The organism is Lysinibacillus sp. COL-1, from assembly GCF_059814265.1.
Genome location: NZ_JCAWSJ010000002.1, coordinates 468,622 through 494,471, shown reverse-complemented (window position 1 = coordinate 494,471; position 25,850 = coordinate 468,622). Strand labels below are relative to the sequence as shown.

General features: G+C 42.2%; 17 protein-coding genes, 9 tRNA genes and 4 rRNA genes. All 30 read right to left on the bottom strand.

Features of this window, described 5'->3' with window-relative positions; all coding sequences use genetic code 11:
- Positions 1 to 28: 28 nt before the first annotated feature.
- A 16S ribosomal RNA gene (locus AC6BKE_RS02990) occupies positions 29 to 1,580 on the bottom strand.
- A gap of 147 nt (positions 1,581 to 1,727) precedes the next feature.
- Positions 1,728 to 1,803: transfer RNA gene (locus AC6BKE_RS02985), tRNA-Ala, on the bottom strand.
- A gap of 17 nt (positions 1,804 to 1,820) precedes the next feature.
- Positions 1,821 to 1,897 (bottom strand) — tRNA-Pro (locus tag AC6BKE_RS02980).
- 10 nt (positions 1,898 to 1,907) lie between these two features.
- A tRNA-Arg gene (locus AC6BKE_RS02975) sits at positions 1,908 to 1,984 on the bottom strand.
- 8 nt (positions 1,985 to 1,992) lie between these two features.
- Positions 1,993 to 2,081: transfer RNA gene (locus AC6BKE_RS02970), tRNA-Leu, on the bottom strand.
- Between the two features lie 5 nt (positions 2,082 to 2,086).
- Positions 2,087 to 2,161 (bottom strand) — tRNA-Gly (locus AC6BKE_RS02965).
- Between the two features lie 35 nt (positions 2,162 to 2,196).
- A tRNA-Leu gene (locus AC6BKE_RS02960) sits at positions 2,197 to 2,281 on the bottom strand.
- 17 nt (positions 2,282 to 2,298) lie between these two features.
- Positions 2,299 to 2,374 (bottom strand) — tRNA-Lys (locus tag AC6BKE_RS02955).
- Between the two features lie 7 nt (positions 2,375 to 2,381).
- A tRNA-Thr gene (locus tag AC6BKE_RS02950) sits at positions 2,382 to 2,457 on the bottom strand.
- A gap of 3 nt (positions 2,458 to 2,460) precedes the next feature.
- Positions 2,461 to 2,536 (bottom strand) — tRNA-Val (locus tag AC6BKE_RS02945).
- Between the two features lie 10 nt (positions 2,537 to 2,546).
- Positions 2,547 to 2,662 (bottom strand): 5S ribosomal RNA (gene rrf, locus AC6BKE_RS02940).
- Between the two features lie 112 nt (positions 2,663 to 2,774).
- A 23S ribosomal RNA gene (locus AC6BKE_RS02935) occupies positions 2,775 to 5,702 on the bottom strand.
- 309 nt (positions 5,703 to 6,011) lie between these two features.
- Positions 6,012 to 7,563 (bottom strand): 16S ribosomal RNA (locus tag AC6BKE_RS02930).
- Together the 16S, 23S and 5S rRNA genes with 9 tRNA genes alongside form the textbook arrangement of a ribosomal RNA operon.
- Positions 7,564 to 8,438: 875 nt before the next feature.
- Positions 8,439 to 8,720, bottom strand: a complete 282-nt coding sequence (locus AC6BKE_RS02925) for a hypothetical protein (RefSeq protein WP_036123109.1) — start codon at positions 8,718 to 8,720, stop codon at positions 8,439 to 8,441.
- A 209-nt stretch (positions 8,721 to 8,929) separates the two neighbouring features.
- On the bottom strand, positions 8,930 to 10,435 hold the full coding sequence (lysS, locus tag AC6BKE_RS02920; protein ID WP_082673746.1) for a lysine--tRNA ligase: 1,506 nt from the start codon (positions 10,433 to 10,435) through the stop codon (positions 8,930 to 8,932).
- Positions 10,436 to 10,616: 181 nt separating this feature from the next.
- Positions 10,617 to 11,657 carry a tRNA dihydrouridine synthase DusB gene (gene dusB / locus AC6BKE_RS02915; RefSeq protein ID WP_036120709.1) on the bottom strand — a complete coding sequence of 347 codons (1,041 nt, stop codon included), beginning with the start codon at positions 11,655 to 11,657 and terminating at the stop codon, positions 10,617 to 10,619.
- 87 nt (positions 11,658 to 11,744) lie between these two features.
- On the bottom strand, positions 11,745 to 12,257 hold the full coding sequence (gene folK / locus AC6BKE_RS02910) for a 2-amino-4-hydroxy-6-hydroxymethyldihydropteridine diphosphokinase (RefSeq protein WP_036120706.1): 513 nt from the start codon (positions 12,255 to 12,257) through the stop codon (positions 11,745 to 11,747).
- Positions 12,257 to 12,622, bottom strand: coding sequence for a dihydroneopterin aldolase (folB, locus tag AC6BKE_RS02905; protein WP_036120703.1), 366 nt, complete (start codon positions 12,620 to 12,622; stop codon positions 12,257 to 12,259). The genes folK and folB overlap by 1 nt, the downstream gene beginning before the upstream one ends.
- Positions 12,622 to 13,476, bottom strand: coding sequence for a dihydropteroate synthase (gene folP, locus AC6BKE_RS02900; protein ID WP_036120700.1), 855 nt, complete (start codon positions 13,474 to 13,476; stop codon positions 12,622 to 12,624). The genes folB and folP overlap by 1 nt, the downstream gene beginning before the upstream one ends.
- Before the next feature lie 13 nt (positions 13,477 to 13,489).
- Complete coding sequence (gene pabC / locus AC6BKE_RS02895; RefSeq protein WP_271912032.1) at positions 13,490 to 14,329, bottom strand: aminodeoxychorismate lyase; 840 nt, start codon at positions 14,327 to 14,329, stop codon at positions 13,490 to 13,492.
- Positions 14,330 to 14,911 (bottom strand): aminodeoxychorismate/anthranilate synthase component II, encoded by a 582-nt coding sequence (pabA, locus tag AC6BKE_RS02890; RefSeq protein ID WP_036120693.1) that lies wholly within the window; start codon positions 14,909 to 14,911, stop codon positions 14,330 to 14,332.
- Positions 14,908 to 16,338 carry an anthranilate synthase component I family protein gene (locus tag AC6BKE_RS02885; protein ID WP_499855789.1) on the bottom strand — a complete coding sequence of 477 codons (1,431 nt, stop codon included), beginning with the start codon at positions 16,336 to 16,338 and terminating at the stop codon, positions 14,908 to 14,910. Before AC6BKE_RS02885 ends, pabA begins: the two co-directional genes overlap by 4 nt.
- A 127-nt stretch (positions 16,339 to 16,465) precedes the next feature.
- Positions 16,466 to 17,395, bottom strand: a complete 930-nt coding sequence (gene cysK / locus AC6BKE_RS02880) for a cysteine synthase A (RefSeq protein WP_036120688.1) — start codon at positions 17,393 to 17,395, stop codon at positions 16,466 to 16,468.
- Positions 17,396 to 17,644: 249 nt separating this feature from the next.
- Positions 17,645 to 18,616 (bottom strand): peptidyl-prolyl cis-trans isomerase, encoded by a 972-nt coding sequence (locus tag AC6BKE_RS02875; protein WP_036120685.1) that lies wholly within the window; start codon positions 18,614 to 18,616, stop codon positions 17,645 to 17,647.
- Entirely contained in the window at positions 18,600 to 19,481 is an 882-nt protein-coding gene (gene hslO, locus AC6BKE_RS02870; RefSeq protein ID WP_499855787.1) for an Hsp33 family molecular chaperone HslO, read from the bottom strand. Before hslO ends, AC6BKE_RS02875 begins: the two co-directional genes overlap by 17 nt.
- Positions 19,482 to 19,502: 21 nt before the next feature.
- Positions 19,503 to 20,270, bottom strand: coding sequence for a type III pantothenate kinase (locus AC6BKE_RS02865; protein ID WP_058844489.1), 768 nt, complete (start codon positions 20,268 to 20,270; stop codon positions 19,503 to 19,505).
- Positions 20,271 to 20,515: 245 nt separating this feature from the next.
- The gene (locus AC6BKE_RS02860; protein WP_271913508.1) at positions 20,516 to 21,316 is read right to left on the bottom strand and encodes an aldo/keto reductase; all 801 of its coding nucleotides are present in this window, start codon (positions 21,314 to 21,316) and stop codon (positions 20,516 to 20,518) included.
- Positions 21,317 to 21,511: 195 nt separating this feature from the next.
- Complete coding sequence (gene ftsH / locus AC6BKE_RS02855; protein WP_036120673.1) at positions 21,512 to 23,539, bottom strand: ATP-dependent zinc metalloprotease FtsH; 2,028 nt, start codon at positions 23,537 to 23,539, stop codon at positions 21,512 to 21,514.
- A gap of 278 nt (positions 23,540 to 23,817) precedes the next feature.
- Positions 23,818 to 24,360 (bottom strand): hypoxanthine phosphoribosyltransferase, encoded by a 543-nt coding sequence (gene hpt, locus AC6BKE_RS02850; RefSeq protein WP_036120670.1) that lies wholly within the window; start codon positions 24,358 to 24,360, stop codon positions 23,818 to 23,820.
- Between the two features lie 67 nt (positions 24,361 to 24,427).
- Positions 24,428 to 25,834, bottom strand: coding sequence for a tRNA lysidine(34) synthetase TilS (gene tilS, locus AC6BKE_RS02845; protein WP_036120667.1), 1,407 nt, complete (start codon positions 25,832 to 25,834; stop codon positions 24,428 to 24,430).
- Positions 25,835 to 25,850 lie beyond the last annotated feature (16 nt).

Here is a 25,850-nt window from a genome sequence, read left to right as displayed (position 1 = left end):
TAGGTTTGTATTCCGAAATAATCCTTAGAAAGGAGGTGATCCAGCCGCACCTTCCGATACGGCTACCTTGTTACGACTTCACCCCAATCATCTATCCCACCTTCGGCGGCTGGCTCCAAAAGGTTACCTCACCGACTTCGGGTGTTACAAACTCTCGTGGTGTGACGGGCGGTGTGTACAAGGCCCGGGAACGTATTCACCGCGGCATGCTGATCCGCGATTACTAGCGATTCCGGCTTCATGTAGGCGAGTTGCAGCCTACAATCCGAACTGAGAACGACTTTATCGGATTAGCTCCCTCTCGCGAGTTGGCAACCGTTTGTATCGTCCATTGTAGCACGTGTGTAGCCCAGGTCATAAGGGGCATGATGATTTGACGTCATCCCCACCTTCCTCCGGTTTGTCACCGGCAGTCACCTTAGAGTGCCCAACTAAATGATGGCAACTAAGATCAAGGGTTGCGCTCGTTGCGGGACTTAACCCAACATCTCACGACACGAGCTGACGACAACCATGCACCACCTGTCACCGTTGCCCCCGAAGGGGAAACTATATCTCTATAGTGGTCAACGGGATGTCAAGACCTGGTAAGGTTCTTCGCGTTGCTTCGAATTAAACCACATGCTCCACCGCTTGTGCGGGCCCCCGTCAATTCCTTTGAGTTTCAGTCTTGCGACCGTACTCCCCAGGCGGAGTGCTTAATGCGTTAGCTGCAGCACTAAGGGGCGGAAACCCCCTAACACTTAGCACTCATCGTTTACGGCGTGGACTACCAGGGTATCTAATCCTGTTTGCTCCCCACGCTTTCGCGCCTCAGTGTCAGTTACAGACCAGATAGTCGCCTTCGCCACTGGTGTTCCTCCAAATCTCTACGCATTTCACCGCTACACTTGGAATTCCACTATCCTCTTCTGCACTCAAGTCTCCCAGTTTCCAATGACCCTCCACGGTTGAGCCGTGGGCTTTCACATCAGACTTAAGAAACCACCTGCGCGCGCTTTACGCCCAATAATTCCGGACAACGCTTGCCACCTACGTATTACCGCGGCTGCTGGCACGTAGTTAGCCGTGGCTTTCTAATAAGGTACCGTCAAGGTACAGCCAGTTACTACTGTACTTGTTCTTCCCTTACAACAGAGTTTTACGAACCGAAATCCTTCTTCACTCACGCGGCGTTGCTCCATCAGGCTTTCGCCCATTGTGGAAGATTCCCTACTGCTGCCTCCCGTAGGAGTCTGGGCCGTGTCTCAGTCCCAGTGTGGCCGATCACCCTCTCAGGTCGGCTACGCATCGTCGCCTTGGTGAGCCGTTACCTCACCAACTAGCTAATGCGCCGCGGGCCCATCCTATAGCGACAGCCGAAACCGTCTTTCAGTATTTCACCATGAGGTGAAACAGATTATTCGGTATTAGCCCCGGTTTCCCGGAGTTATCCCAAACTATAGGGTAGGTTGCCCACGTGTTACTCACCCGTCCGCCGCTAACGTCGAAGGAGCAAGCTCCTTCTCTGTTCGCTCGACTTGCATGTATTAGGCACGCCGCCAGCGTTCGTCCTGAGCCAGGATCAAACTCTCCATAAAAGAAATTTGAATAGCTCAAATTGTTTTGCTGGCATCATTTTAATGTCCAAAATTTTGTTTCGTTCATTAACCGAAGTTAGTTACTAAAAACTTTATTGATTACGTTTTGCTTGTTCAGTTTTCAAGGTTCATTTTAATAAATTGAATTGGTGGAGCCTAGCGGGATCGAACCGCTGACCTCCTGCGTGCAAGGCAGGCGCTCTCCCAGCTGAGCTAAGGCCCCATATATTTTTTAGGAAATGGTCGGGAAGACAGGATTCGAACCTGCGACCCCTTGGTCCCAAACCAAGTGCTCTACCAAGCTGAGCTACTTCCCGTTCGTTCTTTTGGCGCGCCCGACAGGAGTCGAACCCATAACCTTCTGATCCGTAGTCAGACGCTCTATCCAATTGAGCTACGGGCGCATTAAAAATGGTGCCGAGGACCGGAATCGAACCGGTACGGTAGTCACCTACCGCAGGATTTTAAGTCCTGTGCGTCTGCCAGTTCCGCCACCCCGGCACATTTGGAGCGGAAGACGAGGTTCGAACTCGCGACCCCCACCTTGGCAAGGTGGTGTTCTACCACTGAACTACTTCCGCATGTGCATAAGTTTTTTTATCTGGCAATGAAATAATGGTGCGGGTGAAGGGAGTCGAACCCCCACGCCTTGCGGCGCTAGATCCTAAGTCTAGTGCGTCTGCCAATTCCGCCACACCCGCTTATTATTATTTAAAAATGGTGAGCCATGAAGGACTCGAACCTTCGACCCTCTGATTAAAAGTCAGATGCTCTACCAACTGAGCTAATGGCTCTAAAAAATGGTGCCGGCTATAGGAATCGAACCCACGACCTACTGATTACAAGTCAGTTGCTCTACCTGCTGAGCTAAACCGGCATATGGTGGAGGATGACGGGCTCGAACCGCCGACCCTCTGCTTGTAAGGCAGATGCTCTCCCAGCTGAGCTAATCCTCCTGGGTAATATGCCTAGCGATGTCCTACTCTCACAGGGGGAAGCCCCCAACTACCATCGGCGCTAAAGAGCTTAACTTCCGTGTTCGGTATGGGAACGGGTGTGACCTCTTTGCCATCATCACTAGACTTTTAAAAGACAAGATTTATTATAACTTATTTCGTTATAAATGCAAGCTTTTTTTAAACTTTCTTGTTCTTTCAAAACTGGATAAACGTGCATTGAATGGTTCAAACATTTTTGGTTAAGTCCTCGATCGATTAGTATTCGTCAGCTCCATGTGTCACCACACTTCCACCTCGAACCTATCTACCTCATCGTCTTTGAGGGATCTTACTTACTTGCGTAATGGGAAATCTCATCTTGAGGGGGGCTTCATGCTTAGATGCTTTCAGCACTTATCCCGTCCACACATAGCTACCCAGCGATGCCTTTGGCAAGACAACTGGTACACCAGCGGTGTGTCCATCCCGGTCCTCTCGTACTAAGGACAGCTCCTCTCAAATTTCCTACGCCCACGACGGATAGGGACCGAACTGTCTCACGACGTTCTGAACCCAGCTCGCGTACCGCTTTAATGGGCGAACAGCCCAACCCTTGGGACCGACTACAGCCCCAGGATGCGATGAGCCGACATCGAGGTGCCAAACCTCCCCGTCGATGTGGACTCTTGGGGGAGATAAGCCTGTTATCCCCGGGGTAGCTTTTATCCGTTGAGCGATGGCCCTTCCATGCGGAACCACCGGATCACTAAGCCCGTCTTTCGACCCTGCTCGACTTGTAGGTCTCGCAGTCAAGCTCCCTTGTGCCTTTACACTCTACGAATGATTTCCAACCATTCTGAGGGAACCTTTGGGCGCCTCCGTTACCTTTTAGGAGGCGACCGCCCCAGTCAAACTGTCCGCCTGACACTGTCTCCTGCCCCGCTAAGGGGCATGGGTTAGAATTTCAATACAACCAGGGTAGTATCCCACCGACGCCTCCTTCGAAGCTGGCGCTCCGAGATCTCTGGCTCCTACCTATCCTGTACAAGTTGTACCAAAATTCAATATCAGGCTACAGTAAAGCTCCACGGGGTCTTTCCGTCCTGTCGCGGGTAACCTGCATCTTCACAGGTACTATAATTTCACCGAGTCTCTCGTTGAGACAGTGCCCAGATCGTTACGCCTTTCGTGCGGGTCGGAACTTACCCGACAAGGAATTTCGCTACCTTAGGACCGTTATAGTTACGGCCGCCGTTTACTGGGGCTTCAATTCGCAGCTTCGCTTGCGCTAACCACTCCTCTTAACCTTCCAGCACCGGGCAGGCGTCAGCCCCTATACGTCACCTTACGGTTTTGCAGAGACCTGTGTTTTTGCTAAACAGTCGCCTGGGCCTATTCACTGCGGCTCTCATGCGCTTGCACGCTCAAGAGCACCCCTTCTCCCGAAGTTACGGGGTCATTTTGCCGAGTTCCTTAACGAGAGTTCTCTCGCACACCTTAGGATTCTCTCCTCGACTACCTGTGTCGGTTTGCGGTACGGGCACCTCTCACCTCGATAGAGGCTTTTCTTGGCAGTGTGAAATCAGGAACTTCGTCCATACGGACTCGCCATCACAGCTCAACGTTACAGTGTGCGGATTTGCCTACACACACGCCTTACTGCTTGGACGCGCATAACCAACAGCGCGCTTACCCTATCCTACTGCGTCCCCCCATTTCTCAAACGGTGAGGAGGTGGTACAGGAATATCAACCTGTTGTCCATCGCCTACGCCTATCGGCCTCGGCTTAGGTCCCGACTAACCCTGAGCGGACGAGCCTTCCTCAGGAAACCTTAGTCATACGGTGGACGGGATTCTCACCCGTCTTTCGCTACTCATACCGGCATTCTCACTTCTAAGCGCTCCACCAGTCCTTCCGGTCTGACTTCAACGCACTTAGAACGCTCTCCTACCACTGACATCGTAGATGTCAATCCACAGCTTCGGTGAATCGTTTAGCCCCGATACATTTTCGGCGCAGCGTCACTCGACCAGTGAGCTATTACGCACTCTTTAAATGATGGCTGCTTCTAAGCCAACATCCTGGTTGTCTGTGCAACGCCACATCCTTTTCCACTTAACGATTACTTTGGGACCTTAGCTGGTGGTCTGGGCTGTTTCCCTTTTGACTACGGATCTTATCACTCGCAGTCTGACTCCCGTGTATAAATATCTGGCATTCGGAGTTTGTCTGAATTCGGTAAACCGGGATGGCCCCCTAGTCCAAACAGTGCTCTACCTCCAGTATTCTCATCACGAGGCTAGCCCTAAAGCTATTTCGGAGAGAACCAGCTATCTCCAAGTTCGATTGGAATTTCTCCGCTACCCACACCTCATCCCCGCACTTTTCAACGTGCGTGGGTTCGGGCCTCCAGTAAGTGTTACCTTACCTTCACCCTGGACATGGGTAGATCACCTGGTTTCGGGTCTACGACCACGTACTATTTCGCCCTATTCAGACTCGCTTTCGCTGCGGCTCCGCCTTCTAAAGCTTAACCTCGCACGTAATCGTAACTCGCCGGTTCATTCTACAAAAGGCACGCTATCACCCATTAACGGGCTCTAACTACTTGTAGGCACACGGTTTCAGGATCTCTTTCACTCCCCTTCCGGGGTGCTTTTCACCTTTCCCTCACGGTACTGGTTCACTATCGGTCACTAGGTAGTATTTAGCCTTGGGAGATGGTCCTCCCAGATTCCGACGGAATTTCACGTGTTCCGCCGTACTCAGGATCCACTCAGGAGAGAACGAACTTTCGACTACAGGGCTTTTACCTGCTCTGGCGGACCTTTCCAAGTCGCTTCATCTAACTCGCTCTTTTGTAACTCCGTATTGAGTGTCCTACAACCCCAAGAGGCAAGCCTCTTGGTTTGGGCTCTTCCCGTTTCGCTCGCCGCTACTCAGGGAATCGATTTTTCTTTCTCTTCCTCCAGGTACTTAGATGTTTCAGTTCCCTGGGTCTGCCTTCAAGACGCTATGTATTCACGTCAAGATACTACGCGATTAAACGTAGTGGGTTCCCCCATTCGGAAATCTCCGGATCAAAGCTCACTTACAGCTCCCCGAAGCATATCGGTGTTAGTGCCGTCCTTCTTCGGCTCCTAGTGCCAAGGCATTCGCCGTGCGCCCTTAATAACTTAACCTAACGGCTTTCAATACACATCACATTTCGTTGTCAGCTTCACTCGTTCAATCAGTCACGTACTCAAGTACGCTCCTTCATTCACTCGATTGCTTCCTAGAACTGCTCGTGTCTTGAAACCCTCTTAATGTTATTAAGCCTATAAAAAAACTTAAAAAAATAAATGTGTTTGTTACAATTTCAATGTCGTTTTATCCAGTTTTCAAAGAACAAGTTTTGAAGCTTTTCATTCAAGAAGAATGAACCTTCAAAACTGAACGCAAAACGTAATCTTACAAACCCTAGGTTTGTATTCCGAAATAATCCTTAGAAAGGAGGTGATCCAGCCGCACCTTCCGATACGGCTACCTTGTTACGACTTCACCCCAATCATCTATCCCACCTTCGGCGGCTGGCTCCAAAAGGTTACCTCACCGACTTCGGGTGTTACAAACTCTCGTGGTGTGACGGGCGGTGTGTACAAGGCCCGGGAACGTATTCACCGCGGCATGCTGATCCGCGATTACTAGCGATTCCGGCTTCATGTAGGCGAGTTGCAGCCTACAATCCGAACTGAGAACGACTTTATCGGATTAGCTCCCTCTCGCGAGTTGGCAACCGTTTGTATCGTCCATTGTAGCACGTGTGTAGCCCAGGTCATAAGGGGCATGATGATTTGACGTCATCCCCACCTTCCTCCGGTTTGTCACCGGCAGTCACCTTAGAGTGCCCAACTAAATGATGGCAACTAAGATCAAGGGTTGCGCTCGTTGCGGGACTTAACCCAACATCTCACGACACGAGCTGACGACAACCATGCACCACCTGTCACCGTTGCCCCCGAAGGGGAAACTATATCTCTACAGTGGTCAACGGGATGTCAAGACCTGGTAAGGTTCTTCGCGTTGCTTCGAATTAAACCACATGCTCCACCGCTTGTGCGGGCCCCCGTCAATTCCTTTGAGTTTCAGTCTTGCGACCGTACTCCCCAGGCGGAGTGCTTAATGCGTTAGCTGCAGCACTAAGGGGCGGAAACCCCCTAACACTTAGCACTCATCGTTTACGGCGTGGACTACCAGGGTATCTAATCCTGTTTGCTCCCCACGCTTTCGCGCCTCAGTGTCAGTTACAGACCAGATAGTCGCCTTCGCCACTGGTGTTCCTCCAAATCTCTACGCATTTCACCGCTACACTTGGAATTCCACTATCCTCTTCTGCACTCAAGTCTCCCAGTTTCCAATGACCCTCCACGGTTGAGCCGTGGGCTTTCACATCAGACTTAAGAAACCACCTGCGCGCGCTTTACGCCCAATAATTCCGGACAACGCTTGCCACCTACGTATTACCGCGGCTGCTGGCACGTAGTTAGCCGTGGCTTTCTAATAAGGTACCGTCAAGGTACAGCCAGTTACTACTGTACTTGTTCTTCCCTTACAACAGAGTTTTACGAACCGAAATCCTTCTTCACTCACGCGGCGTTGCTCCATCAGGCTTTCGCCCATTGTGGAAGATTCCCTACTGCTGCCTCCCGTAGGAGTCTGGGCCGTGTCTCAGTCCCAGTGTGGCCGATCACCCTCTCAGGTCGGCTACGCATCGTCGCCTTGGTGAGCCGTTACCTCACCAACTAGCTAATGCGCCGCGGGCCCATCCTATAGCGACAGCCGAAACCGTCTTTCAGTATTTCACCATGAGGTGAAACAGATTATTCGGTATTAGCCCCGGTTTCCCGGAGTTATCCCAAACTATAAGGTAGGTTGCCCACGTGTTACTCACCCGTCCGCCGCTAACGTCAAAGGAGCAAGCTCCTTCTCTGTTCGCTCGACTTGCATGTATTAGGCACGCCGCCAGCGTTCGTCCTGAGCCAGGATCAAACTCTCCATAAAAGAAATTTGAATAGCTCAAATTGTTTTGCTGGCATCAATTTTGATGTCCAAAATTTTGTTTCGTTCACTAACAGAAGTTAGTTACTGAAAACTTTATTGATTACGTTTTGCTTGTTCAGTTTTCAAGGTTCATTTCGTCAACCATCTTTCGACAGCAACTTTTATATTATAACAACATCATTTCTAGTTGTCAACATCTTTTTTCAAGAAAACTTTCATTCCCAGAAGAGACAACTTTTAAATCTTATCATAACCACTTTACCAAGTCAACATCTTTTTATTCAAATTGTTTTTGAAGTTTGATGTTAGTTCTTACGTCGTCTTAACGACAAGTAATAATTTATCACGTTATGATAGACTTGGCAAGTGTTTTTTAAATAAAATCTATTGAATTAAAAAAACACAAATTTATAAGCATTTTTGTGCATTTACGAGAATACCAAATTGAGATATTCTCTTTGCTTACTTAATTATTTGTTTTACTATACATCTCTTTCTTTTAAATCTCAATGTTTTAAAATAAAAATACTTATTTATTCTCAAGATACCATTTGTTTAGGAAAGGAAATCTCAGTGGTATTTGTTTGTAAACATTACTCCTTCAGATTTATAAATCAAAGTCTTGTAAATTGTAATCAACATAGCAATATAATTTCATGCTATAACGCTACTATGAATAAATCCCGTTGCCTTCTGGATAGTTTGAATCTAAGCAACCTTTCGCACAAACCTACTTTTAATTTTATAACCGCCATAACAACGTTTCCTATATAAGTCACTATAAAGCTCTATTTAGTTTTTCATTTCCTAACAAATAAGCAGGCGCTAAAGTGCTTCTACTGCACTTTAGCGCCTGCTTACTGCTATTTATGTCCCTATTTAAGGTCATCCGCTTGAGGATCCACAATATTTAAGCACCATAAGAAATTGTCCCACGCAGAATACCAGCCACTGAAAACTTCAGAAGAATCATCCCAACGAACGTCGAATTTCTTGTGGCCATCTATTTCTACTAAATATAAAGTAAGGTTCTCATCTTTTTTAGCAACCACTAATTTCATACCATTCTCAAGTTCTTCTTCAGTAAATGGCACATCAGAAACCGAACGTAGTTGTGCCTGTTCAAATACTTGTTTGTTAATAATTTTGTAATTCATTATAAGCCCCCAATAAAAATACTTCTTTTTATACTTTTTGAATTTGAAAAACATAGAACTATAAAAGTATAACCTAAATTTAATCCTCGTTTAAACAACTTAATTTTTTTATAGCTTAAAAAGAGGAGAACTCACCTATATTGTGAATTCTCCTCTTCATTCATTACTATTCTTTTATTGCTTCACGAAAAGACTTCATTACAATTTAACTATTTTGTAATATGACGCATTGTTGGGAATAATAATACATCACGAATTGATGGTGAATTTGTAAGAAGCATGATTAAACGGTCAATACCAATACCTAGTCCACCTGTTGGAGGCATACCGTATTCCAACGCTTCAATGAAATCGTTGTCCATTTCATGTGCTTCATCGTTACCAGCTGCTTTTTCTGCTAATTGCGCTTCAAAGCGTTGGCGTTGGTCGATTGGATCATTTAATTCTGTGAAGGCATTTGCATGCTCACGACGAACAATAAATAGCTCAAAACGATCTGTGAAACGCTCGTCCTCTGGATTCTTCTTCGCAAGAGGTGAAATTTCTACTGGATGACCATATACAAATGTTGGCTGCACAAGAGTCTCTTCTACTTTTTGTTCAAAGAATTCATTAATGATATGACCCACTTCATGAACATCTTTCACTTCTACTCCGTGCTCTTTTGCAAGTGCTTGCGCTTGTTCTTTTGTCATTGGCTGCCAGAAGTCTACACCTGTTGCCTCTTTTACAGCGTCTACCATGTGTACTCGTTTCCAACCTACTGCAAGGTTGATTTCATCTTCTCCATATTGAACTGTCGTTGTACCAAGAACTTCTTGCGCAACATGTGCAATAAGGTTTTCAGTTAGTGACATGATATCTTGATAATCAGCATATGCTTCATATAGCTCAATCATTGTAAATTCAGGGTTATGACGTGTAGAGATTCCTTCGTTACGGAATACACGACCGATTTCATAAACTTTCTCTAAACCACCAACTATTAAACGTTTTAAATGCAATTCGATTGCGATTCGCATATATAGTTCCATATCTAGTGCATTGTGGTGCGTAATAAATGGACGAGCAGCTGCACCACCAGCAATCGTATGAAGCATTGGTGTTTCTACTTCTAAATATCCAGAGTTATCTAGATAATTACGGATTGCACGGATGATTTTAGAACGAGTTATAAATGTTTTTTTACTATCTTCATTTGTCATTAAATCTAAGTAACGTTGGCGATAACGTTGCTCAACATCCTGTAGGCCGTGGAATTTCTCTGGCATAGGACGAAGTGCTTTTGTAAGGAACGTGAAGCCCTCCGCTTTTACTGAAAGCTCTCCAACTTGTGTACGGAATACGTTTCCACGCACTCCAACAATATCTCCTAAGTCTGCTTGCTTAAATAATTCATATGCTTCCTCGCCTACATGATCTTGACGAACATAAATTTGAATTTGGCCACCTAAATCTTGAATATGGGCAAAGCCAGCTTTTCCTTTACCACGTTTCGTCATAATACGACCCGCAATAACAACCTCTTGAAGGTTTTCTTCTAGCTGCTCTTTTGTTTGGTCTGCAAATTGCTCACGCACTTCTGTTGATAAATGTGTACGCTCAAAACGACTTCCGAAAGGGTCTTGTCCGTTTTCTAGTATTGTCGTCATTTTTTGGCGTCTCACCAAAAGTTGATCATTTAATTCTTCTATATTATTTGACACTTGTTTCACTCCTTAAGTAAATTGTCCGCGTTTACGTCCATAATATTTCTATTGTACACAATTTCAGTGCTGTAATCATCTGTTTCAATTTATTTTCAATCCAACAAAAGATGATTAATAATTCTAAAAATTAAAGTTAACAACACAAAGGCGCCTCTTTTAAAAATACCGAGACGCCCTATACATATCACTATACAATTAATTCCTTAGCTTCTGGACCGACTAAATTAAATTCGCTCTCTTCATATTCCTGCACAAGGCCATTTAATAGCGCACGAAGGTCTGCCGCCGTTTCTGTTTGGTTAATAGCATTACGTGCTTTCCCATTACCACGAATTCCTTTTAAATACCATGACGCATGTTTACGCATTTCACGCACCGCAATTCCTTCTCCTTTTAATTGGAGAAGACGTTCAAAGTGTAGGAGACATACATCCATTTTTTCTCGAACACTTGGTTCTTCCTTTAACTCACCTGTTTCTAGGTATTGAACCGTGCGGTAAATCATCCATGGATTACCTAATGCAGCACGTCCAATCATGACTGCATCTACTCCTGTAGTTTCAAGCATACGTTTAGCATCTTGTGGTGTTTCCACGTCACCATTACCAAGCACAGGAATGTTTACATTCTCCTTCACTTGACGAATGAAATCCCAATTCGCTTTACCTTCATACATTTGTACACGTGTACGACCATGAACCGCCACCGCTGCTGCACCTGCACGCTCAACAGCTTGTGCATTTTCCACTGCAAAAATATGCTCGTCATCCCAGCCAATACGCATTTTTACGCTGACTGGTTTTTTGACAGCATCCACAACAGCCGCTACCATTTCATATACTTTATTTGGATCAAGTAACAAGCGGGCTCCTGCTTCACATTTAATGATTTTATTAACAGGGCACCCCATGTTGATATCAATAATATCAGCAGTTGTATTTTCATCCACATATTTCGCCGCTTCCACTAAAGTTGCTTTATCTCCACCAAAAATTTGCAATGACAGAGGATTTTCACGTTCATCGATATAAAGCATCCCTAATGTTTTTTCGTTTTTTTGGACAATACCCTTATCACTAATCATTTCAGCATACACGAGACCTGCTCCGAACTCTTTAACCGTTAATCGGAAAGCAGAGTTACAGATCCCAGCCATTGGCGCTAAAACCACTCGATTGTCCATGACGATATCGCCAATTTGAAACGGCTTCTCTGTTGTAAGACTCAACGTTGTCTTCCTCCTCTAAAAGCTTTTACCTATTATTTGCTATCTATTGTTAATGCTATGCATTAATCTTTCATCCACATACTATTCTTAATACACCGTTGAAAACTCTTCAAACGGACTCCATAGGGTGATACCTTCATTTTCGCAATCCATTTGCTGCAACAGATCGTGCGCTTGTTGTAGCTGTACATCAAAGGGTGATGCTGCAATCTCTACTAATGGTACTAAGACGAATGCTCTTTCGTACATTCTTGGATGGGGAACTGTTAAACTCTCCGTTTCAATATTCTCTTGATTGTAAAGTAAAATGTCAAGGTCAATGATTCGTGGGCCCCAGCGAAATTCTCGAACACGCCCTAATTCCTGTTCTATGGATTGGCAGATCTTCAACATATCAGCAGAAGAAACATCTGTTTTTAGATGAACAGCAATATTTAAAAAATCTGCCTGATCTGTATAACCCACTGCAGCAGTTTCATAAACGGACGATACACGAACAAGCTTAATACCTTCCGTTTCCTTTAAAAGGGCAACTGCATGCTGAAGATTTTCATATCTCTCTCCCATATTCGTTCCGATAGATAAATAGACATCCTTCATCAGAAATCACCTCTCGTTACCTCAACAGACACCTCTTTGTAATAGCCATGAATTGGTGGGTCTGGTTTAATTAGCTCTACACGAACTCCTTTTACTTTATCAGGGTAGGTTGTTAATATTGCATCCGCTACTCTCACGACCAGAGCCTCAATTAGCTTAAACGGTTCCCCCTCCACAATATCACGGCATAATGCATAGACCTCTGCATAGTTCACTGTATAAGAGAGATCATCTGTTTCTCCAGCCTTTGTCATATCTACAGCAAGGGAAACATTTGCTCGAAAGCGTTGACCTAGAGTTGTTTCTGCTGCTAATACACCATGGTAGCCATAAAACTGCATGTCCTTTAAATGAATGTAATCCATCACGCTTCCTCCTTAAACAAACGTTTTCCCACTAAGACATCAGCCATATACGTAGCACGCGTCATTTCCTTTACATCATGAACACGTATCATATGACAGCCCTTTTCAATTCCATAAACCACTGTCGCACTTGTCCCTTCAAGACGCTCTTCAACAGGTAGTTTTAAGACATTGCCAATCATTGATTTACGTGACGTTGCTAATAATACAGGGTAACCCATAGCTACTAAATCCTTTAAGTGTTGCATCATAACTATATTTTGGCCAGTATTTTTAGCAAAGCCGATACCTGGATCTAAGATGATATGATGTTCAGGAACTCCTGCTTGCTGAGCGATGGCAATACTTTTCTCTAAGTCCATTTTTGCTGTCGCCCAAAAATCAACACCATAATCCATATTTTCGCGATTATGCATTAAAATAATAGGCACATGTAAATCCGCAGCAACCTGAGCAATTTCTGGCTCAGCCTTCGCACCCCAAATATCATTAATCATATGTGCCCCTGCTTCAATAGCAGCACGGGCTACATTTGCTTTATACGTATCAACGGAAATAACGGCCCTTACTTCTTTCGCTAATGCTTGAATAACGGGCACAATGCGGGCAATTTCATCTTCATCTGAAATTCGTTCATACCCAGGGCGTGTAGATTCCCCACCTACATCAATTATTTTAGCCCCTTCAGCCACCATTTTTTTCGCTTGAGCAACAGCAGCTTCTACATTGTTGTATTTTCCACCATCTGAGAAGGAATCTGGTGTAACATTGAGAATCCCCATAACAAACGTTTCTTTTGTATAGTCTAATGTAATACCATTAAGCGTTAATGGTTTCTTATATTTTTCTAGCATGTAAACGCTCCCTCTATCCTTGCTCCACTTCTTGAACAAATGCCTCATGTAAACACGAATAAATCGGCCCATTATTACCTAAAAATTGCACATTCTCTAAGCTACTAATCGGCACAAGCTCTTGTACTGAATTGGTAATGAAGCATTCCGTACTTTGTAGTAAGTCTTCTTTTGTATAAAAACCTTCTTTAACTTCTAAATCGAGTGCAGAGGCCTTCTCTATAACCCACGCTCGAATAATACCCGGTAAAATACCTGTCTCTAAGGAAGGCGTATATAGTATATCATTATTTACCCAAAAAACGTTTGATGTCACACCTTCAGCCACATAGCCCTGTTCTGTTAAAAAGAACCCTTCTCGTTGTGCCAATGATAGCATTTCAAAGCGGCCAAGCACGTTGTTACCATAATGGTGTGATTTAACTCGCAATCCTTGTTCAGGTGTATTGCGTGGCGTTGAAAGCCATTGCGCAATTTTCTCCGTCCCACGTTTTGTATTCTGAAGTTCTTTTCGAAAGATAATGACATTGGGTTGTTTATATTCTGTCGGCTGTAATCCAATATGATGTTCTCCAGCTGATACATTTAAACGGAAGTAGCCATCCTGACCGCCAGCCAGCTTGTTTAACTGTTGCACAACTTCAAGTAAAAATTTTTCAGGATAGGTTAAATGAATGTGATACTGAGATAAAGCAAGCTGTAATCTATCCATATGCTCTTCCCAGCGAAATATCTGACCTCTATATGTGCGGAATGTTTCAAAAAAGCCCAATCCATATAAAAAGCCATGATCAAATGGAGAAATCTGCAAATCCTGTGCGTCCATATAGTTTCCATTCATCCAGCACTGCATCTATTCCACTCCTTCTACATACTTCTCTATAAATTGACGCAATAGTTTTTTGCCTTGCTCTGTCATAATAGATTCTGGATGATATTGTACACCCTCTATCGAATATTCCGTGTGACGAAGCCCCATAATTTCTCCCTCTTCTGTCCAAGCGGTTACTTCTAGACATGCCGGTAACGTCTCTTTTTCTACAATAAGAGAGTGGTAACGTGTGGCCTGGAAGGGATTTGGCATACCTTTATGCAAACCCACTTCAGCATGTAGCACAGGTGATGTCTTACCATGCATAAGATGCTCAGCTCGTATGACATTGCCGCCAAACACCTGTGCAAGTGCCTGATGACCCAGGCAGACCCCTAAAATCGGAATATTTCCCGCGAAATATTTAATAATGTTCAGGCTTTCACCTGCCTCATTTGGACTACATGGTCCTGGAGAAATAACAATCATATCAGGTGCAAGTTGCTCAATCTCCTTTACTGTTATATCATCATTTCGTTTCACTACTATCTCATGACCAAATTCACCTAAATATTGTACGATGTTGTAGATAAATGAATCATAATTATCAATCATTAAAATCATTTTGCTCGCTCCTCTGCCATTGCCTTTGCCTGCCACATTGCCTTCGCCTTATTTAAGGATTCCTGATACTCCCTTTCTGGCACAGAGTCAATGACAATACCTGCTCCAGCTTGAATATGTGCAACCCCATCTTTTATAAATGCTGTACGGATCACAATATTAAACTCCATATCACCTGTATAGCCGAGCCAACCGATAGAACCAGTGTATAAACCTCGTTGTACAGGCTCCAGTTCTTCAATAATTTCCATGGTGCGGATCTTTGGCGCACCTGTAATCGTCCCACCTGGGAACATTGCACGGATAACATCTGCATTCGTTTTATCTTCCGCTATTTCTCCTCGTACATTTGAAACAATGTGCATGACATGTGAATAGCGCTCAATGACCATAAATTCGTCCACTTCCACTGTTCCATAGGCTGATACTCGTCCTAAATCATTGCGCTCTAAATCCACTAACATCACATGCTCAGCACGTTCTTTCTCATTATCAATCAACTCTTGTGCCAATGCTAAATCTTCCGCTTCGGATTTCCCTCTTGGTCGAGTACCTGCAATGGGTCTTGTCGATAATTCATTGCCATGACGTTTTACTAATAACTCGGGTGACCCAGAAACTACAGCAAAATCAGGCGCTTCAATATAAGCCATGTATGGCGACGGATTAAACGCTCGTAAAGCCTCGTAGACATCCATCGCAGTCGCATTTAAGTTCTTGGACTGACGAACAGACAAGTTTACCTGAAACACATCACCCTGTGCTATATAGGTTTGAATTTTCTTTACAGCTGCTTCAAAATCAGTTCCTGCAAATGAGACAAGCAATTCATGCTCATCATTAGCAACTTCTACAGCATTTGTTTTTTCAAATTTACGCGCCTCTAAACCAGACTGTGCTGCAACCTGCCAGTTGTTAGCCCATTCTTCCAAGTTAACGTCACTATCTTCTAGCTTCATAAGAGTAACTGTATTCGTTTTCACATCATGTACTGCCCAACTATCAAAAATATAAAAATAGATATCTGGTATTTGCAAGTCATCCTTTGCCATATTAGGAAGTACTTCAATTTTACGTGCATAATCATATGCAACAAATCCAATAGCCCCTCCTTGAAAAACAGGAAGGTCCACATTATAAGAAATTCGATATTCCGCTACAAGCTCTTCCAGTAAAGCTAGAGATTCACCTTGTAAAATTTCTTGTCTATCATTTCTCCAGTTTACTAAAAGCCCCTCCTCTACTGATTGTGCAGTAGCTAACGGATTCCAAGCAGCTATCGTAAAATGCCCTCCGCGTCCACTCTCTAAAAACACATGCGCTTGCTGTGTCTCTGTTTGCTTCTTATAGCTATAAAAAAATGAATCTGCATCCATTGTTAATGTTTTTGTAAGTATTGTTTTCAAGTTATTTTCCCCTTTAAACATGTGGTGTGATTCCATCTTAACTTGAATATTACATAGAAGCGAATATTTTTATAATTTTAATAGTGTCCATTTTTATGCACTAAAAAGGACTCCTTTTAAAAAGGAGCCCTTACATAAAAATCTTTATTTAGTCTTCAAATTGGTATAAAGGTGTTGAAAGGTAACGCTCTCCGTTAGAAGGTACAATGGCAAGAACATTCGAACCTTTACCTAAACGTTTTGCCGCTTCAATCGCAGCATAGATGGCAGCACCAGATGAAATACCACATAGGATACCTTCTTCACGTGCTACTTTACGTGCTACTTCAAAAGCAACCTCATTTTCAACAGGGAATACAGCAGAATAAACATCTGTATCTAGTACTTCTGGTACAAATCCAGCTCCAATACCTTGAATTTTATGTGGCCCTGGTTGACCACCAGAAAGAACCGGTGAATCTTTTGGTTCAACAGCAATGATTTCAATGTTTGGATACTTTTCTTTTAATACAGCACCTGCACCTGTAATGGTACCACCTGTACCAACGCCAGCTACAAATGCATCAAGTGTTAGGCCATCAAATGCTTCTACAATTTCAGGACCTGTTGTCAGACGGTGAATAACAGCGTTCGCTGGATTTGTAAATTGTTGTGGGAGGAAGTAGCCATGCTCAGCAGATAGTTCTTCTGCTTTAGCAATAGCACCCTTCATGCCTGCTGGACCAGGTGTTAACACAAGCTCTGCACCATAAGCTCGTAATAAGTTACGACGCTCTAAACTCATTGTTTCTGGCATAACTAAAATCGCTTTGTATCCTTTAGCAGCAGCAATCATCGCAAGACCGATACCTGTATTACCAGAAGTCGGCTCAATGATTGTACCACCCGGCTTTAATGTCCCGTCTTTTTCTGCAGCTTCAATCATTGCTAGAGCTAGACGGTCTTTTACTGAGCTTCCTGGATTAAAATATTCTAATTTTACATACACAGTGCCTTCATTTTCATTTGTTGCATGATTTAATTTTACAATTGGTGTTTTACCAACTAATTCAGCCACTGAATTCGCTAATCTACTCATTTACTAATCCACTCCCAATCCCTACTATTTTTATAGGTTTTACTTATTTTGTATTTTATCAATTTTTCCATTCGATTGTCAATAAATAAAACTTATATTTTCAGAATATTTATCATTACTTAAAACGGAAAAGCCTTATCATCTGTCTACAAAAAAAGAATCTGCATCCATTGGGTATGTCACTACGAATGCCTGCAAGTTTGATCAGACTCATTTTACCCCGCAAAACCTGCAGACTCTTTTCATGTATTATTTTTCTTTTTTAGACTCTCCATAATACCAAGTAGCATTAAATTCAGACCAAAATGCTTCCGGTGTAACAGATTGCGTCAATTGCTCTAAAGCCAATTCACGCTCAATATGTTCTTTCACATCGTCATATGTAAAGGATTGTCCTTCTAATACCTCTTGCACTTGAACAATTCCATAATGACCATTATCTAACTTAAAGGCTTTACTTACCTCATTTGCCTTAAGAGATTTCACAGTATTAATAATGGTAGGGTCCACATTCTCCTGATTCTCTGTGAGGAAACCAATATCTCCTCCTAGACTGGCTGAAGCACTATCAACAGATATTTCTCGTGCCAGCACTGTAAAATCAGAACCATTTTTCAATTCACCTAGTGCCTCATCAGCAGCTTTTTTTGAATCGACTTCAATAAAATTCGTACGATAGCTTGTTTTTGTATTATATAACCCCTGATTTTCCTCATAATACTTTTCAACACTTTCTTCCTCTATCACTACGTCCTTCGTGAGTACTTTATCCAATATAAGCTGTGAACGAATTTTTTGGCGTAGTTGCTCTACTGATAGATTTTGCATGGCTGTATCAAACTTATCTTGAGCAGAACGCATTAACGCAAGTTCAAGATCTATTTCTTTATCGGTAACTTTAATTTTATATGTTTTTGCTGCCTTTTCCATTACCGATTCATTTACTAAATTTTGTAGTGTTTCTTTACCATATCGTTCTTCCATGGCAATCATCCACTCTTGGCGCGTGATCACATCCCCATCAATGGCAGCGACTTGTTCGTCGCTACCAATTTCCTGACCTTTGTTTGGGATTAACCAGCTGATGAACCATAAAATATTTCCTAATAACAGAATCGCTATGACAGCTAAAGCAGGCTTTGTCTTTAAACGACGTTGCAGTAAAGGCGTTTGGTTTGGTGTTACAGTGGTTGAAGGTCGTCGATTACGCGTTGAGCTCATCAATAAACCCTTCTAGCTCATCCTTAGAAAAACTGTATGTCTCTAGGCAGAAGTGACACTCTGCTTCTGCTCCGCCATCCTCTTCAATCATTTCTCTAATTTCCGCTGCTCCTAAACCTAAAATTGCTGCACCAAACCGCTCTTTTGTACATTGACATTTAAATTCAACTGGCATGGAATCTAAAATTTGTAGATGTCCATTTCCTAAAACAGCTTCTAAAATTTGCTCTGGTGTAAAGCCTTTTTCAATCATTTTTGAAACAGGCTCTATTGTAGCAAGATGTTGTTCAATTTCATTGATTGTTTCTTCCTCACAGCCTGGCATTAATTGAAGAATAAATCCGCCTGCTGCAAGAATAGTGTTGTCTGGATTGACTAATACACCTAATCCAACTGATGATGGTACTTGCTCAGATGTTGCGAAATAATAAGTAAAGTCTTCAGCGATTTCACCCGAAACAATTGGTGTTTGTCCAGAGAACATATCTCTCAATCCAAGATCTTTAACAATTGTAAGAAATCCTTCTGTACCAACGCCTGCTCGAACATCTAACTTCCCTTGCTCATTTAAATCAAAGTGAACATGGGGGTTTGTAACAAATCCGCGTACTTCCCCATGTGCATTACTATCAATTACCATAGGGCCAATTGGACCGTCACCCTCAATTTTAATCGTGATTTTCTCTTCACCTTTTAACATAGCTCCCATCATGACAGCTGCTGTCATTGAACGACCTAAAGCTGCTGACACAACTGGCCAAGTATCATGACGACTTTGCGCTTCACCTACTGTAGCAGTTGTACAAGCTGCAAACACACGAACTTGCCCATTAAATCCTAACCCTCTTACTAAATAATCATTCATAAATGGAATGTCCCTCATTTCCTATTGGTTACGTTTATATAGCTTATATAAACCCTTCAAAGTTAAAAACGGATCCACAACATCAATGATTTGTGTCTCCCCTGCGATTAAATTTGCTAGCCCACCTGTAGCAATAACTAATGGCTCCTCTTTACTTTGTGCTTTCATCCGGTTAACAATGCCCTCTACTTGTCCTACAAAGCCATAAAAAATACCTGCCTGCATGGCAGAAACGGTCGTTTTCCCGACAATATGTGAAGGCCGTACTATTTCAATACGCGGCAATCTTGCAGCCTGTGTATAAAGAGCCTCTGTAGAAATCGTTATACCCGGCGCGATAGCACCACCCATGTAATCGCCCTTCTCATTCAAATAACAATAGGTTGTCGCTGTACCAAAATCAACTATGATACAAGGGGCTTTATATAAATCTAGAGCTGCTATGGCATTCACAATGCGATCTGACCCAACCTCACGTGGATTTTCGTATTTAATATTTAAACCCGTTTTCACACCCGGGCCAACTACCAAAGGCTTTCTTCGAAAATATTTCTGACACATCGCGTCTAATGAAAACATAATTGGTGGCACAACTGAGGATATAATAATACCTGTAATTTGTTCAAATGAAATGCCTGCATGATTAAAAAATGAAAGTACTTGCATAGCATATTCATCCTCTGTTTTATGAAGGTCCGTCACCATACGCCAATGGAAAGCTAATTGTTCGTTGTCATCATAGACACCTAATACAATATTAGAATTCCCTGCATCTAAAACTAAAATCAAGGCTGACACCTCCCCTATCATCATTGCACCTTTCATAAACCTAACATGACAGCTACAATCTAATTGAAATGAAGATAAAATACTTTAGAAAATGATACCATACTTTTTACCTTGATTCAGCATTCATCTCCTTCCTCTAAAGGCGTGAGCGGAATGCTTACTTTATTTTTTCAGTGGATGTTCATCTATAACGATGAAAGCTTCTTTAAAAAGGAGCTCCCTAAATTAGGCAGCCCCTTTGAAAATCATTTAAAATTAAATTTTTCTGGATCTGGACCACAACGTAGACCATCATTCAATGCATCCAACTGTGTCATTTCTTGCTCAGATAACGCAAAGTCAAAAACATCAAGGTTTTCAGACATACGTGCCGGTGTCATCGTCTTTGGAATTGTGACAACATGATGCTGTACATCATAGCGTAACACAATCTGTGCAGGTGTCTTGCTGTATTTAGAGGCTAATTCTTGAATCAACGCTTCTTCAAGTAGAGAGCCATTCATCAATGGAGACCACGCCTCCACCTGTATACCCTTATCCTCACAATAGGCACGTACTTCCTCTTGTGTTAAATGTGGGTGAAATTCAATTTGATTAATAACAGGAATAACAGTCGTTTCCTTCAAAAGGCTTTCTAAATGATGCACATGGAAATTACTAACACCAATTGAGCGTACTCGACCATCTTGATAAATTTTTTCTAGTGCTTTGTAAACCTCAATATAATTTTGATCAATTCCTGGCCAGTGCACTAAATACAAATCTAAATAGTCTAATCCCATTTTCTCTAAACTGCTATCATATGCGGCAAGTGTTTTTTCATAGGAAAGACCATCGTTCCAAACTTTGGATGTGATAAATAGTTCTTCACGAGTTACTAAACCTTCTTCAATTGCGGCTTGTATTCCACGACCAACACTTTCTTCATTGCGATATACTTGTGCTGTATCAATGCTACGATAACCTTTAGCAATAGCTGTTTTTACGGCTTCTGCTAGGTCATCTCCTTCAGGTACTCGAAAAACACCATAACCAACCAAAGGCATCTTAAGTCCATTATTCAATGTTACATTTCCCACGTTAAACACTCCAATCTGTTTTCACTAACTTTACATCTTCTCTCCACCCTAAGAGCAGAGTTATATGTAACTGTCTTACATAAATATATCCTAATGCTTATTAGCAAGAAAAGGCAAAGAAAAAGACTGTTTACCTAATTTTAGTAAACAGTCTTTTCTACTTTAATCACGTTTCTCATCGATACCTTTAGGAGCATCATTTGGTTCTTTACTTTCTTTTGCCAGATTTAAAGTTGTTGGGTTAGGCTCTTTGCTAAGTAGCTCTTTTTCAACAGTTGGTTCACCAATAGTATCTAATGTTGGCTTCGCTTCAATTTTCGGAGTGCTCTCCTCAATACTTTCTACGACCTCTGGCTCTGGTAAAATACCATGATCACGTAAATGTTCGATTTCCTGTGCATTTAATGTTTCTTTCTCCATTAAAGTATTGGCAATTAAATCAAGCAAATCACGTTTCTCCGTTAGGATGCGTTTTGTACGCTCATATTGTGTATCAATAATTTTTTGCATTTCTTTATCAATTTCATAGGCTACTGAGTCAGAATAATTTTGATCTGAATTAAAGTCGCGACCAAGGAATACATTGCCACCCTGACTTGAACCAAATTGCATAGCACCAAGGTTTTCACTCATTCCGTATTCGGTAACCATAGCACGAGCAATGCTTGTAACTTTTTGGAAATCGTTATGTGCCCCAGTAGAAACTTCACCAAGAACAATTTCTTCAGCTACACGACCACCAAGAAGGCCTGCAATACGATCTAAGAGCTCTTGCTTTGTTGTAAAGAAACGTTCTTCCTTCGGTAACATAATCGCATATCCACCCGCTTGACCACGAGGAACAATTGTTACTTTGTGCACTGTATCCGCTTCATCAAGCTCAAGACCTACTACTACGTGACCAGCCTCATGGAAGGATACCAGTTTTTTCTCTTTGGCTGAGTATACTCGACTTGCTTTAGCTGGACCCGCAATTACTCGGTCAGAGGCTTCATCGATATCCGCCATACTAATCGTACGTTTACTTTTACGAGCTGCTACAAGTGCTGCTTCGTTTAGTAAGTTTTCTAAATCTGCACCGGAGAAACCTGGAGTACGTTGAGCAACTGCAGCTAAATCAACTGTATCTGCTAAAGGTTTATTACGTGCATGTACTTTAAGAATTGCTTCGCGCCCTTTTACATCAGGATGACCTACAGTAATTTGGCGGTCAAATCGACCTGGACGTAATAACGCTTTATCTAAAATATCTGGGCGGTTTGTTGCAGCAATGATAATAATACCTTCATTTGCTCCGAAACCATCCATTTCAACCAATAATTGGTTCAGTGTTTGTTCACGTTCGTCATGACCACCGCCAAGACCAGCGCCACGTTGACGACCAACCGCATCAATCTCATCGATAAAGATGATACATGGTGCGTTTTTCTTCGCGTTTTCAAATAAATCTCGAACACGTGATGCACCGACGCCGACAAACATTTCTACGAAGTCAGAACCTGAAATTGAGAAGAAAGGAACGCCTGCTTCGCCTGCCACTGCACGTGCAAGTAATGTTTTACCTGTACCTGGAGGACCGACAAGTAAGATACCTTTTGGAATGCGTGCACCGATTTCAGTGAACTTGCGATGGTCTTTTAAAAAATCTACAACCTCTACAAGCTCTGCTTTCTCTTCATCAGCACCTGCTACATCTGTAAAACGAACTTTTTTCTTTTGGTCATCATAAAGTTTAGCTTTACTTTTACCAAAGCTCATCACTTTATTACCGCCACCCTGAGATTGGCTCATTAGGAAGAAGAATAAGAAAATGATGATGATGAAAGGAATAATTCCTGTAAAGAATTGAATCCATCCACTTGTTTCTGGTGCTGCTAAAAAACTAATATTACTATCTTTATCCTTAGCAGCCTCATCGATACGGTCCATTAAAGATTGGTTTTCACGAGGGATATTCACTGTAAAGCTTTGACCCTTCTCATAACCTTTCAGTGTACCTTCAACGATGTAAACTGATTTATCAGGTTGAATTGTAGCACTTGTTATTTCTTTCTTATCTAGAGCTTGTTGAAACTCATGATAAGATAACTCTTTCGTTGGTGAATTTCCACTATTGAAAGTACCAAAAATACCGATAATCACTAGGAAAATCAGTAAATAAAATATGGTATATCGAAATATTCGATTCATCTCCAGCCTCCTCATTACAAACAGAAAAATTATAAGTAAAATCTTAACATATCATGATTTCATCATACAACGAAAAGCCCTACTTAAAAAATGTTTCGTTCACTTTTGCCGTTATCAAAACAGTTTTAGGCCATCTTTATATGTCCCAGCGTAATTGTACCTGTTCCTTGGACTCGATATAGCTGAACATTGTGTCAAGATTTTGAATTATGTTAAACATAACAAAAAATACATGACTTGCGCTGGAGGCCTTTGCATTTATAGCTGGTTTTTGTAACTTAGAAAGAATAAACTTCAGGCTTCAGTATACCAATATAAGGTAAATTACGATATTTTTCTGCGTAATCTAAGCCATACCCTACAACAAAGCCATCCGGCACTTCAAAACCAACATAGTCAGCAGATAAGTCCACTTTACGGCCTGATGGTTTATCTAATAATGTAACAATTTTGATGGACTTTGCTTTGCGGTATTTAAATAAATCTACTAAATAGCTTAACGTTAAACCACTATCGATAATATCCTCGATAATTAATACGTCACGTCCCTCAACGCTTGTGTTTAAATCTTTTAAAATTTTCACTTCACCCGATGACACAGTAGCATTACCATAACTAGAAACATCCATAAAATCCAATTCGATGAAAGAATCGAAGCGTTTCATTAGGTCTGTCATAAATGGCATTGCTCCTTTAAGCACACCAACAGCTAATGGGAATGCATCTTTGTATTCCTCTGTTAATTGTGCACCTAAATGTGCAATTCTTTCTTGCAGTTGTTCTTCTGTAATCATAATTTTTTCGATGTCGTTTTGTAACATATCGATTCCTCCTCGTGATGTATCAAAAAATTTTCAACCAATTACGGTGAAATATTTTACAAAGACCTTAGTCTACGATGAGCACTGTATCATCGTTTGGTTGCGGAGTGGTTGAAAAAAATATTCCCATACGCACACCAATTACCGCTACCACCTCATCAGATTGAGAAATCAGTAACGGCCAGCTATTTCGCTCATTTAAAGGAATCTTTTCATCTATAAAAAGGCGAGATAAGCGTTTTGGCTGATCCATTCCTTTTAACAGCATTCTGTCTCCGTCCTTGCGTGCTCGAATATAGAGCGGTAGTTGGAGTTTGCTAGCGTTAAAATAAAAAAGCTGTGCAGTATCCGTCAGCAATTCAGACGATAAATCATGCAAATTGACTACGCATAAGCGTTCACCATTTGTCAGTGTTGTCCATCCATCAGCAGCCGTAATCATTTGTTTCTCAGGAGATGTTTGGCCTTCTAATGGCTTATTCTTCTGAATCGTTAATTTCCCGTAAAGGCGAACTGCTAGAAAATCTTCAGGCAAGTGAATTTCAGCATACCCTGCTGTTGTATCACAAAGCTTTAAAATTGAAGTCAATAAAGCATAACTTTGTATCGTATTTGAATCTTTGTAAAGATAGTTTAATAGTATTAAAATGAGCCTCCTTTGTAAAGCAAGTGGTACCAATTGAAAAGCCTCAATTTCCATGCTATATGTATTTTCGTTACTTCTTATGATGGTTTGAGAAAATACATCTTGGGCTAATGTCATTAAAAAGGTATCGTCTTCTTGCAATTGCTTTGTGAAATGGGCCACCTGCTCAGTCACTCTCGGATTTTCTGCCTCCAGTAAAGGCACCACATGATGTCTAAAGCGATTGCGTACATAGGTGTCTTTGGAATTGCTAGCATCTTCTCGATAATCCAAACCTTTTCTAAGTAAATATTCCCTTATTTCAGACTTTGTAACCGTTAAAAACGGACGAATTAATGATTTGCCTTCAAAACATCGTTGAGGACGTATGCCTTGCATACTGTTCATTGTTGCATTTTTTGTAAGGGCCATTAATACTGACTCCAGTTGGTCATCCGCATGATGTGCAGTTACAAGCTTATTGGCATTTGTTTTTCTCAAGATTTCTTTGAAATATCGATACCTCTCCCTACGACAAATTAACTGTGTATTACCATTTTCCTGTGCCATAATTGCAGGTATTGGAATATCTGTAGCATGTAAGTAAACACCATTGTCGTCACAATACTTTTGGACAAATGCTCTATCTGCAGCAGAGTTTTGCCCTCTCAACATATGATCGACATGTACTGCTTCCACCTGAATGTTCCACTGCGCCTGTGTTTGGATAAAGTAATGGAGTAACGCCATAGAGTCTACCCCACCCGAAACGGCGATGAGAAGATGATCGCCTTGCTGTAATAATTGCTCTTCTTCAATAAATGTTTTGACCTTTAATTCAAATGACAAACGCTTCTCCTCCCCT